At 70.9% G+C, this 11,551-nt stretch carries 12 protein-coding genes; 9 read left to right on the forward strand and 3 right to left on the reverse strand.

Annotated features, from left to right (window positions below):
• Genes AC30CM_RS16310 through AC30CM_RS16325 form a run of 4 tightly spaced genes read left to right on the forward strand, consistent with a single transcriptional unit; the run spans window position 1 to window position 4,219 of the window.
• Window positions 1-1,134: an acyl-CoA dehydrogenase family protein gene (locus tag AC30CM_RS16310; RefSeq protein ID WP_490117938.1), complete on the forward strand. Its 1,134-nt coding sequence runs from the start codon at window positions 1-3 to the stop codon at window positions 1,132-1,134.
• Complete coding sequence (locus tag AC30CM_RS16315; protein ID WP_490117939.1) at window positions 1,131-2,087, forward strand: acyl-CoA dehydrogenase family protein; 957 nt, start codon at window positions 1,131-1,133, stop codon at window positions 2,085-2,087. The genes AC30CM_RS16310 and AC30CM_RS16315 overlap by 4 nt, the downstream gene beginning before the upstream one ends.
• A complete protein-coding gene (gene ipdE2 / locus AC30CM_RS16320; RefSeq protein WP_490117940.1) occupies window positions 2,084-3,028 on the forward strand; it encodes an acyl-CoA dehydrogenase IpdE2 in 945 nt (314 codons plus the stop codon). Before AC30CM_RS16315 ends, ipdE2 begins: the two co-directional genes overlap by 4 nt.
• Window positions 3,029-3,052: 24 nt before the next feature.
• Window positions 3,053-4,219: a pyridoxal phosphate-dependent aminotransferase gene (locus tag AC30CM_RS16325; protein WP_490117941.1), complete on the forward strand. Its 1,167-nt coding sequence runs from the start codon at window positions 3,053-3,055 to the stop codon at window positions 4,217-4,219.
• Between the two features lie 6 nt (window positions 4,220-4,225).
• Here AC30CM_RS16325 and AC30CM_RS16330 read toward each other — a convergent pair whose 3' ends face one another.
• Both AC30CM_RS16330 and AC30CM_RS16335 read right to left on the reverse strand, forming a co-directional pair.
• The gene (locus AC30CM_RS16330; RefSeq protein ID WP_490117942.1) at window positions 4,226-4,972 is read right to left on the reverse strand and encodes a 3-hydroxybutyrate dehydrogenase; all 747 of its coding nucleotides are present in this window, start codon (window positions 4,970-4,972) and stop codon (window positions 4,226-4,228) included.
• Window positions 4,969-6,300 carry an MFS transporter gene (locus AC30CM_RS16335; protein WP_490117943.1) on the reverse strand — a complete coding sequence of 444 codons (1,332 nt, stop codon included), beginning with the start codon at window positions 6,298-6,300 and terminating at the stop codon, window positions 4,969-4,971. The genes AC30CM_RS16330 and AC30CM_RS16335 overlap by 4 nt, the downstream gene beginning before the upstream one ends.
• A 63-nt stretch (window positions 6,301-6,363) precedes the next feature.
• Here AC30CM_RS16335 and AC30CM_RS16340 point away from each other — a divergent pair, with 63 nt between their 5' ends.
• The 5 genes from AC30CM_RS16340 (at window position 6,364) to AC30CM_RS16360 (ending at window position 10,512) form a co-directional block, all read left to right on the forward strand.
• On the forward strand, window positions 6,364-7,314 hold the full coding sequence (locus AC30CM_RS16340) for a LysR family transcriptional regulator (protein WP_490117944.1): 951 nt from the start codon (window positions 6,364-6,366) through the stop codon (window positions 7,312-7,314).
• A gap of 33 nt (window positions 7,315-7,347) precedes the next feature.
• On the forward strand, window positions 7,348-8,124 hold the full coding sequence (locus AC30CM_RS16345) for an alpha/beta fold hydrolase (protein ID WP_490117945.1): 777 nt from the start codon (window positions 7,348-7,350) through the stop codon (window positions 8,122-8,124).
• Between the two features lie 95 nt (window positions 8,125-8,219).
• The gene (locus AC30CM_RS16350) at window positions 8,220-8,645 is read left to right on the forward strand and encodes an alpha/beta hydrolase (protein ID WP_490117946.1); all 426 of its coding nucleotides are present in this window, start codon (window positions 8,220-8,222) and stop codon (window positions 8,643-8,645) included.
• 8 nt (window positions 8,646-8,653) lie between these two features.
• A complete protein-coding gene (locus AC30CM_RS16355) occupies window positions 8,654-9,622 on the forward strand; it encodes an Rv2253/PknI dimerization domain-containing protein (RefSeq protein ID WP_490117947.1) in 969 nt (322 codons plus the stop codon).
• 83 nt (window positions 9,623-9,705) lie between these two features.
• A complete protein-coding gene (locus AC30CM_RS16360) occupies window positions 9,706-10,512 on the forward strand; it encodes an Rv2253/PknI dimerization domain-containing protein (RefSeq protein ID WP_490117948.1) in 807 nt (268 codons plus the stop codon).
• Here the strand turns inward: AC30CM_RS16360 and AC30CM_RS16365 are convergent.
• Window positions 10,509-11,551, reverse strand: a 1,043-nt coding sequence (locus AC30CM_RS16365; RefSeq protein ID WP_490117949.1) for an HNH endonuclease signature motif containing protein, incomplete at its 5' end; no start/stop codon positions are given. The genes AC30CM_RS16360 and AC30CM_RS16365 overlap by 4 nt on opposite strands.

Raw genomic sequence — 11,551 nt, forward strand, 5'->3', positions numbered from 1 at the left:
ATGGATCTGACATTCGACGACGCGACCGAGGACTTCCGGGCCGAGGTCCGCGCGTTCCTGGCCGCCAACACCGAGCACTTCCCGACGAAGTCCTACGACACCGCCGAGGGCTTCGCTCAGCACCGCACGTGGGACAAGGTGCTCTTCGACGCCGGGCTCTCGGTGATCGCCTGGCCGGAACGCTACGGCGGCCGCGACGCCACGCTGCTGCAGTGGATCGTCTACGAGGAGGAGTACTTCCGCGCCGGCGCACCCGGGCGCGCCAGCGCCAACGGCACCTCCATGCTGGCGCCGACGCTCTTCGCACACGGCACCGAGGCCCAGCGCGACCGCATCCTGCCCAAGATGGCCAGCGGCGAGGAGATCTGGGCCCAAGCGTGGTCGGAACCCGAATCCGGCAGCGACCTGGCCTCGCTTCGGTCGACCGCCACCAAGACCGACGGCGGCTGGAAACTCAACGGCCAGAAGATCTGGAGTTCCCGAGCGGTGTTCGGCGACCGCGCCTTCGGCCTCTTCCGCTCGGACCCGCAGGCCCAACGGCACCACGGGTTGACCTACGTCATGTTCGACCTGCGCGCCGAGGGCGTCACCGTGCGTCCCATCGCACAACTCGGCGGCGACACCGGTTTCGGCGAGGTGTTCCTGGACGACGTGTTCGTGCCCGACGAGGACGTCATCGGCGAGGCGCACGGCGGTTGGAAGGCCGCCATGAGCACGTCGAGCAACGAACGCGGCATGTCACTGCGCAGCCCGGCGCGCTTCCTGGCCCCCGCCGAGCGACTGGTGGCCGAGTGGGCGGAGCGAGGACGTCCCCAGGCCCACGCCGACCGCGTCGCCGACGCGTGGATCAAGGCGCAGGCCTACCGCCTGCACACGTTCGGCACCGTGACCCGGTTGGCCGACGGCGGTGAACTCGGCGCCGAGTCGTCGGTGACCAAGGTGTTCTGGTCCGAACTCGACGTCGCGCTCCACCAGAGCGCACTGGATCTGCGCGACGCCGACGCGGAGCTGAGCGACCACTGGACCGACGGTCTGCTGTTCGCCCTCGGCGGCCCGATCTACGCGGGCACCAACGAGATTCAGCGCAACATCATCGCCGAGCGCCTGCTGGGCCTACCCCGGGAGCCGAAGTGAGATTCGATCTGGACGCACAGCAGCGCGACTTCGCCGCCAGCATCGACGCGGCATTGGGCGCGGCCGACGTGCCCGCCGCCGTGCGGGCGTGGGGCGGCGGCGACGCCGACCCCGCGCGCAAGGTCTGGGCGACGCTGGCCGAACTGGGGGTGACCGCGCTGGCCGTCGCCGAGGAGTTCGACGGCATCGGCGCCACCGCCGTCGACGTCGCGGTGGCCGCCGAACGGCTGGGCTACTGGGGCGTGCCCGGCCCCGTCGCGGAATCCGTGGCCGTCGCTCCGGTGCTGCTGGCCTCCGACGACCGCTCCGCCGGGTTGGCGTCGGGCCAGACCCTGGCCACGGTGGCGATGGCACCGCATGCGCCCCGCGCGGTGGCTGCCGACCGGGCCGACCTGATCCTGGTGGCCGCCGAGGGCGAGGTACGCGACGGCACCGCGGGCGCCGCGCACGGCTCCGTCGACCCCGCCCGCACCCTGTTCGACGTCTCGGCCACCGGCACCGCCCGTCCCGCCGCCACCGCACGCGCCTTCGAGTTCGGCGCGCTGACCACGGCGGCGCAGCTCGTCGGCGCCGGCCAGGCCATGCTCGATGCCGCGGTCGCATATGCCAAGCAGCGCAGTCAATTCGGTCGCATCATCGGGTCCTACCAGGCCATCAAGCACAAGCTGGCCGACGTGCTGATCGCCGTCGAGCTGGCCCGTCCGCTGGTCTACGCCGCTGCGCTGTCACTGGACGCGGAGTCCCCCGACACCGCGCGCGACGTCAGCGCCGCCAAGGCCGCCGCGGCCGAGGCCGCCCTGCTGTCGGCACGGTCTGCGCTGCAGACCCACGGTGCCATCGGTTTCACCCAGGAGCACGACCTGTCGCTGCTGCTGGTGCAGGTGCAGGCGCTGCGCACGGCGTGGGGCACGCCCACGTGGCATCGGCAGCGCGTCCTGGAGGCCCTGGCATGAGCACCGAAGAACGAGACATGTTGCGCGACACCGTCGCCGCGCTCGTCGAGAAGCAAGCCCCGCCGGAGGCCGTGCGCCGCGCGTTCGCGTCCGACCTGGGCTACGACGAGAACCTGTGGCGCGTGCTGTGCGAACAGGTCGGTGCCGCGGCGCTCGTGGTCCCCGAGAGCCTGGGCGGAGTGGGCGGCGAACTGGCCGACGCCGCGGTGGTCCTGGCCGAACTCGGCGCCCGCCTGGTGCCGACGCCGCTGCTGGGCACCATGCTCGCCGAGATCGCCCTGGCCGGTGTCGAGGACCCCGACGAGGCGACGCTCGGAGCACTCGCCGAGGGCACGTCGGTGGGCACCGTCGTGTTCGACGCCGGGTACGTGCTCAACGGCGCGGACGCCGACGTCGTCGTCGAGGCGCGTGACGGAAGGCTTTGGCGCTGGTCCGGTTTCGACGCGCACCCGGCCGCCTCGATGGATCCCACCCGGCGCCTGGCCCGCCTCGAGCCGCACGACGTCGTCGAGATCGGCGCCGACCCGGGACTGGCCGACCTGGCGGCGATCCTGCTGGCGGCCGAGCAGATCGGCGCGGCGGCGCGGTGCCTTGAGCTGACCGTGGCCTACACCAAGGACCGCGTCCAGTTCGGCAGGCCGATCGGCAGTTTCCAGGCGCTCAAGCACCGCATGGCCGACCTGTTCGTGCTGGTGCAGTCCGCCCGCGCCATCGTCGACGACGCCGTCGCCAACCCCTCGCCGGTGTCGGCGGCCATGGCGCGCGTCAGTGCGAGCGAGGCGTTCAGCACCGTGGCCGCCGAGGCCATCCAGCTGCACGGCGGCATCGCGATCACGTGGGAGAGCGACATCCAGCTGTACTTCAAGCGCGCGCACGGCAGCGCACAACTGCTGGGTCCCCCGCGGGATCACCTGCGCAGGCTCGAAGCCGAGGTGCTGTGACGGCCGCACGCTAGCGTGGAGCCGATGAACCAGCGCGTGAGTGCCCGGGCCGCCATTCCCCCGTTCTACGTCATGGACGTCTGGCTCGCGGCGGCCGAACGGCAGCGCTCCCACGGAGACCTGGTGAACCTGTCCGCCGGGCAGCCCAGCGCCAAGGCGCCCGCCCCCATCCGGGCGGCCGCCGCTGCCGCCCTCGCCGAGGACAACCTGGGCTACACCGTCGCGCTGGGCATCCCCGAACTTCGGGAACGGATCGCCGCGTCGTACGGCGACCGCTACGGCGTCGACGTGCATCCCGACGAGGTGGTGGTGACCACCGGCTCGTCTGGGGGCTTCCTGCTGGCGTTCCTGGCGTGCTTCGACGTCGGCGACCGGGTGGCGGTGAGCAGCCCGGGATATCCCTGCTACCGCAACATCCTGACGGCGCTGGGATGCGAGGTGGTCGAGGTGCCGTGTGGCCCCGACACCCGGTTCCAGCCCAGCGTCGAGATGCTGGCCGCGCTCGACCCGCCCGTCAAGGGCGTCGTGGTGGCCAGCCCCGCAAACCCCACCGGAACGGTCCTGCCGCCTGCGGAGCTGGCCGCCATCGCGAGCTGGTGCGAAGCATCCGGGGTGCGGCTGATCAGCGACGAGATCTACCACGGCCTGACGTATGCCGGTGCGCCGCAGACCAGTTGCGCGTGGGAGACGTCGCGCGAGGCCATCGTGGTGAACAGCTTCTCCAAGTACTTCGCGATGACCGGCTGGCGGCTGGGCTGGCTGCTGGTGCCGCGGGGGCTGCTGCGCGCCGTGGACTGCCTCACCGGCAACTTCTCCATCTGCCCGCCCACGCTGCCCCAGCATGCCGCCGTCGCGGCGTTCGACCCCGCGTCGATCGCGGAGGCCGACACCCTGGTTCGGGACTACGCCGTGAACCGCGACCTGCTCCTGCGAGGGTTACCCGACCTGGGTCTGTCCCGGCTGGCGCCCGCGGACGGCGCGTTCTACGTCTACGCCGACGTCTCCGAGTACTCCACGGACTCCCTGGCGTTCTGCGCGAGGTTGCTCGCCGAGACCGGTGTCGCGATCGCCCCCGGGGTGGACTTCGACACCGTGCAGGGCGGCGCCTACGTGCGGCTGTCGTTCGCCGGGGCGGCCGCCGAGATCACCGAGGCACTGCGCCGCATGGGCCCGTGGCTCGCGGGCCGCTGACACGCGTCAACGGGCCGTCCACCCGCCGTCCATGACGTAGGACGAACCGGTCACCATCGCGGCGTGCTCGCCGGTGAGCCATCCGACCAGCGCGGCGACCTCGTCGGGTTCGACCAGGCGCTTCACGGCCGACTCGGTGAGCAGCACCTTCTCGAGCACCTCGTCCTCGGTGATGCCGTGGGTGCGCGCCTGATCTGCGATCTGCTTGGTCACCAACGGCGTTCGGACGTAGCCGGGGTTGACGCAGTTGCTCGTCACCCCGTGGGGCCCGCCTTCGAGCGCCGTCACCTTCGACAGTCCTTCGAGCGCGTGCTTGGCGGTGACGTAGGCGACCTTGAACGGACTGGCGCGCAACCCGTGTACGGACGACACGTTGACGATGCGGCCGAATCGCCGTTCGTACATGTGCGGTAGCGCGGCCCGGATGAGCAGGAACGGCGCCTCGACCATGAGCGTCTGGATGCGGCGGAACGTCGCCGGGTCGAACTGCTCGATGGGATCGATGCTCTGGATGCCTGCGTTGTTGACCAACACGTCCACCTCGAGGCGCTGCGATTCGAGCGCGCCCACGTCGAGAAGGTCCACCGCCCAGGGTGTTCCGTCGATCTCCTCGGCGACGGCGGTGGCCCCGGCGGCGTCGACGTCGGCGACGATCACGTGCGCACCGCAGGCGGCGAGCCGCCGCGCGCACGCGGCACCGATGCCGCTACCGCCACCGGTGACGAGCGCGGTCCGATCCCTCAGATCGCTCACGCGAACGCCTTCGACTCGGCGTCGGCGGCGTCGAGCGCATGCAGGTCCAGACCCTTGGTCTCGCGCACGAACAGCACGGCGATCAGCGTCACCGCGCACGCCCCGGCGAGGTAGATCGAGATGGGCAGCGAGCTGCCGAACGTCTCCAGCAGCTTCACCGCGATCAGCGGCGCCAGCGAGCCGGCCACGATCGAGGTGACCTGGTAGCCAAGGGACACACCGGAATAGCGCATGCGCGTGGGGAACATCTCGGCCATGATCGCCGGCTGCGGCGCGTACATCAGCGCATGGAACACCAGGCCGATGGTGACCGCCGCGGTCACCACCGCGTAGTTGCCGGTATCCATCATCGGGAAGGCGAAGAAACCCCACGTGGCACCCACGACGGCGCCCACCAGGTACACCGGGCGTCGACCCCACCGGTCGGAGAGGTGCCCGACCAGCGGTACCACCGCGAAGTGCACCAGGTGCGCCACCAGCAGGTACCACAGGATCGCCGACGTGTTGGCACCGACCTGCACCTTCAGGTACGTGATCGAGAACGTGACCACCAGGTAGTACATGATGTTCTCGCCGAACCGCAGGCCCATGGCGGTGACGACGCCGCGCGGATAGCGCTTGACGACCTCGACGACGCTGAGCGACGTCGACTTGATGCGCTCGGCCTCCTCCTGGGCCGCCACGAAGATCGGCGCGTCGGTGACCTTGGTACGGATGTAGTAGCCGATGAGCACCACCACGGCCGAGAGCCAGAACGCGACGCGCCAACCCCAGGCCAGGAACGCGGCATCCGACAGCGTCGTCGTCAGCGCCAGCAGCACGATGGTGGCCAGCAGGTTGCCGGCCGGCACGCCGGCCTGCGGCCAGCTGGCCCAGAAGCCGCGCTGGGCGTTCGGGCTGTGCTCGGCCACCAGCAATATCGCGCCGCCCCATTCGCCGCCGACGGCGAAGCCCTGCACGAAGCGCAGCAGCACCAGCAGTCCGGGTGCCCAGTAGCCGATCTGTCCGAAGGTGGGCAGGCAGCCCATGAGGAACGTGGCGGCGCCGACGAGCACCAGGCTGAACTGCAGCAGCTTCTTGCGGCCGTACTTGTCGCCGTAGTGGCCGAACACGACGCCACCCAGCGGACGCGCGACGAACCCCACGGCATACGTCGCGAATGCCAGGAAGATGGCGTTCAGCTCGCTGGTGGTCTCGGCGAAGAACACCTTGCTGAAGACCAGCGTCGCCGCGGTCCCGTAGAGGAAGAACTCGTACCATTCGACGACGGTGCCCGCCATCGACGCGGCGACCACCCGCTTGAGTCCGGTCGCTACCGAGTCGGCCATCAGCCCTCCTGTGATTCAGCACACACTGGCCTCTGAGTATTCATGCACCTTCCCGCCCGTTCAATGGCCAGCGGCGCAGCCCCGATCTGCGAAAATGCACACGTGCACGTCACGCCCCCGGTTCCCAGTGCCGACGACCTCCTGGTGCTGCTGGCCGTCGGCCGCTCGGGCCGCTACGTCACGGCCGCCGACGAGCTGGGCATCAACCACACCACGATCTCGCGACGCATCGCCGCGCTCGAACAGGCCGTCGGGGGACGGCTGCTGGTCCGCGTCGGCGGCGGTTGGGAACTCACCGACCTGGGCAGACAGGCGTTGTCCGCCGCCGAGACCGTCGAGGCCGCCGTCCGCGGCCTGGTGCCGGGGGCGGGTGACGCGCACGCGCTGTCGGGGGTCGTGCGCATGTCGGCCACCGACGGCTTCAGCGCCTACGTCGCCGCACCCGCGGCGGCCCGCGTGCAGCGCCGGCACCCGGGGGTCGCCGTGGAGATCGTGGCCACCACGCGCCGCGCCAGCCAGCAACGGTCGGGACTGGACGTCGAGATCGTCGTCGGCGAACCGCAGGTGCACCGGGCCCAGGCCATTCGCCTCGGCGACTACTGCCTGGGGCTGTACGGGTCGCGACGGTACCTCGCCGAGCACGGCGTACCGGCCACCCGCGCAGAACTGGCCGGCCACCCGCTGGTCTACTTCATCGACTCCATGCTCCAGGTCGACGACCTCGACCTGGCCCGCGCCGTCGCACCCGGCATGCGGGAATCCGTCACCTCGACCAACGTCTTCGTCCACGTCGAGGCCACGCGCGCCGCAGCGGGCCTGGGACTGCTGCCCTGCTTCATGGCCGACCGGCACGACGACCTGGTACGCGTGCTCCCCGACGCCATCACCCTGCGGTTGGCCTACTGGCTGGTGACCCGCGCCGAAACGCTGCGTCGGCCCGAGGTGGTCGCCGTCGTCGACGCGCTCCGGGAACGCGTCACGGAGATGTCAGCCGAATTGCTGGGGTTGCGCTGATTCTCCTCGACCGCTGTGGGTATGTGCCCGGACATGCACGTCGAGATCACCGGGACCGGTAAACCGCTGCTGCTGGTGCACGGCATCTCCAACCTCCACAACTGGGACCTGATCGTGCCCGCGCTGGCGCGGGACCGGGCCGTCCACGCCGTCGACCTGCCCGGATTCGGCAAGAGCGCACCCCTGGACGGCGAGGTCACCGTCGCCACGCTCACCGACGCCGTCGAACGGTTCATCGCCGAACGCGCACTCGGCGACGTCGACGTCGTCGGCAGTTCCATGGGTGCCCGGATGGCGCTGGAGATGGCTCGCCGCGGGCACGGCGGCGCCGTCGTCGCACTCGATCCCGGCGGCTTCTGGAGCGACGCGCAACTGCGGTTCTTCGCCACGACGGTGGGGCCGTCGATCGCGCTGGTCAAGCGCATCCAGCCGGTGTTGCCGACGGTGACCCGGTCGGCGGTGGGTCGGACGGCTCTGCTACTGCAGTTCTCGGCCGCCCCATGGCGCCTGCCCGCCGACCTGGTGCTGCGGGAACTGCGCAACTTCGCGGCGTCGCCCAGCCTCGACGAGGCCGTGCACGCGCTGGTACATGGACCCAAACAGCTTGGCGCACCTGGCGGTAAGACCAAGGCCCCGGTCACCATCGGGTGGGGCCGGCGCGACCGCGTGACCCCACCCAGCCAGGCGGCCCGTGCACAGGCGCTCTTCCCCGAGGCGAAGATGCACTGGTTCCAGCGCAGCGGGCACTTTCCTCACTGGGATCAGCCCGCCGAGACGGTGCGACTGATCCAGTTGGCCCTCGGTACCTGACCGGGCTCCGCCTTCGGGCCCGGGATGGGTGCGGGTTCTGCGGCGGCCTGAGCCGAACGCTGCGCCGATCGCCCGTCGTGGCCTAGCGTCGAGCCATGCCCTTCCTCGACGACGACGGCCGGCGCGCCTACTACCGGCACTGGGCGGCCGAGAACCCCACCGCTGCCGTGGTGTTCCTGCACGGCTTCGGCGAACACACCGGCGTCTACCACCGGTACGCATTCGCACTAAACGCCCGGGGCATCGACGTGTGGGCCGTCGACCAACGCCTGGCACGCGAACTCGACAGGGCCTGGGACCGATTCGGCTCGCTGCTACCGACGCTGACGGTCCCCACGCTGGCGGTACACGGCACCGACGACCCGATCGCCGACGTCGGCGCGGTCCGCGCCTACGCCGAGACCATCGAGGCGTTGACGCTGCTCGAGATCGACGGTGGCCGCCACGACGTGCTCAACGACGTCGAGCACCGACGCGTCGTCGCAGCCGTCGCAGACTTCGTCGACGCCCACTGTCGATGAGGTCGGGGGTGCGGGCGGTCCTCGCGCTGTGCACGGTGTGGGCGCTGTGCGCGGTGTGCGTGCTGGCCGCAGCGGGCTGCGCACCCGAGCCGACCGTCGAGCAACCGTCGGCGCGTCTGGACGGCACCTTCACCGCCCAGTTCGGTGTCCGTACCACGCTGACCGGGGCCACGGTCCCCGGCACCGGCGCCACCGCGACGTGGGTGGCACACACGTCGTGCCCCGACACGGGGTGCGTCGCCACGGTCAGCGAGGTCGCGAACCCCGATGCACCGGGCGATCCGCGGCCGCCGTCGATGGTGTTCGACTACGTCGGCGGCAGGTGGACGTCGGTGACCGAGGTGCCGTCGACGTGCGAAACCTCGAAGGGCCAGTCGATCTCGGTGTCGGGTTGGCAGACCTACGTCCTGCGACCCGAGGACGACGGGGGGCTCACCGGCAGCTACACCAACCGCTCGTCGATCGGCGGTGCGTGCCGCAGCTCCACGCAGACCGTGACGCTGACACGCACGGGTGACGCCGACACGAGCATCGAGGTCGCCGATCCCCGGCTGGTCGATCCGCGCGTCGCGTCGGCGGGGGCCGCGCTGTGGGGCGAATATCGAGAGGTGCAGACCAATCCGCAGACCGGCCAGGTGTATCCACCGGAGACCTATGCCGGGAACACCCAATGTCTCCGGACGGGTGAACGCTGTCTGAGCTACTTCGTCGCCACCGATTCTCCTGCCCTGCTGGTGATGACGTTCGCCGAGGGGCAGTGGACCTCGCGTAGCGCACCGACCGATTCACCGTGCCCGGACGGTACGCCCGGACGCGCCGTGCTGACGGGCGAGTATCCGCTCCCGCAGTCGCTGACGAACCCCATCTCCACGCTTACCGGTAGCCAGCGCACCGAGCAGTCCGGAGCCTGCCGCGGGGCGCTCACCATCGACGCCGAACTGGACCGGCTCGGTGACGGGCCAGGGCCATTGCCGTGAGACGCTGCTGCGCCTGGCTTTTCGCGCTGCTGGTACTGGCGGCCTGCGCGAGCCCGACCGAGGGCGCGTCACCGTCGGGCCCGGTGTTCGATGGGACCTACAGCGTGCGGTACGCCGACGACGCCGCCACCACCGACACGTGGATGGTGCGCTCGAGCTGTGACGACGGCCGTTGTGTGGCAACGCTGTCGATCGTCGATCCCAATCGCACCGACGGCGTTCCGTTCCAAACCAGGGTCTTCGACCACGTCGACGGCCGGTGGGTGGCGGTGGGCGTCGACCCGGGGACGTGCACGCCTCACGCCACCGGCCAGTCGCTCGATACCGAGGTGTGGACGGTGATCGCGCTGGCTCCCGGCGACGGTGGCACGTTGGACGGGACGTACGACGAGGCGTCGGCCGTCGGCGCGTGCACCGGCCAGCGGCGTCTGGTGCTGACCCGCGTGGCCGAGGTGAACCCGAAGATCGCGCTCGCCGACCCCGCGGCGCTGCCACCGCGCACCGACTCCCCCGCGATGCGCCTGCACGGCACGTATGCGTACACCCAGACCCACGCCGCCAGCGGCACCACGTTCCCGACCGTCCGGTATCGCGGTGACACCCACTGCCTGCGAACCGGCGACCGCTGCCAGACAGTGCTGCGCAGCCCGGCCGACGACGTGCTGGCGCTCGACTTCGCCCACGACCACTGGACGGCCGCCACGCCCCCACTGCCCGCCGACTGCGCCGGAATGGCCACGGCGCGTTACGTCACCGAGAGCACCTACCCGCTGCCGACGCCGACCCCGGATCCGATCCCCGAGTTGACGGGCACCGCACACCAGGTGGTGACGGGCGGCTGCGATGCGTCGTTCGACCTCGCGGTGAAGCTGGTGCGCACGGGCGACTAGCGCCACCACGATGGGTCCTGTTCTCGATCAATTGTTTTCGCGTTGGCGTGGCGTTCGTCGGTGATGGCTTGGCGGCGGGCTGCCGCGCGGGTGGCGGGTCGACGGGGCATGGTCAGGCCCGCGGTGTGCTTGCCCGGTGCCGCGCTGGTGAGGGCGACTGGGGCGGTGGGGTGGCACAGTTCGGGGAAGAGCAGCGCGCTGCCGGGGGTGGTGCGGTAGGTCTGCCCGTCGGGCGCGGTCCACACGACGGTGCCGTCGGGGAACTGCTCGTCGCGCCAGCCCGGCCAGAACGTCTTGAGCAGGTGATGTTCGCGGCACAGACATTTCAGGTTCGACGCGCACGTCGGACCCACCGGCCAGGCGACGGTGTGATCGAGGTCGGTGACCGTGGCCGGTCGGGCACATCCGGGGAACCGGCACGTCAGATCCCGACACCGCACGAACTCCGCCAGCGCGCGTGAGGGCCGATACCGCGGCTGCGGGGGCGCCTGCCCGGGATGGATCAGCCGGCGGATCCGGGCGTGCCCGACCGCGTGGGCGATGACCGCCGCGGGTAGCACCGCGCCCCCGAGGATCACCCCGGGATCGGCGGCCGATGCCTCCCCCGGATCGGCGGCCAACGCCTGCGACAGTCCGGTCAGGGTGTAGGTGAACCACGGCTTGGGCAGCAGCGGGGCACGGGCGCCAGACAGGGCGCGGCGTTGAGCGGTGAGATCACCGACACGGGGTATCGATCCGGAAGGCCCTGCAGTCGTGCCGTTTCCATTCCTAGATCCCCCGGCCACGGTCTCGCGGACCGGTGGTTTCGACTCGCCAGGCTCGGCGTCACGTGCGGGTTGGCCGATGCGGCCGGGCTCGGGGGCAGGCACGGCAGTGTCCACACTCGCCGCGTTCTCGGCCTCGGCAGCAGGTGGCGGCTGCGTGTCGAGTGCGTCCTGGCGGGCGATCACGTGCACGATCACCCCACCCCCGGCCGGGCGGCTCGCCGCCGCACACCCCTCGGTCTCACACAGGCACGGCAACCGATCCCACCCGAACG

Source organism: Mycobacterium sp. DHQP2018-32-09, from assembly GCF_058148405.1.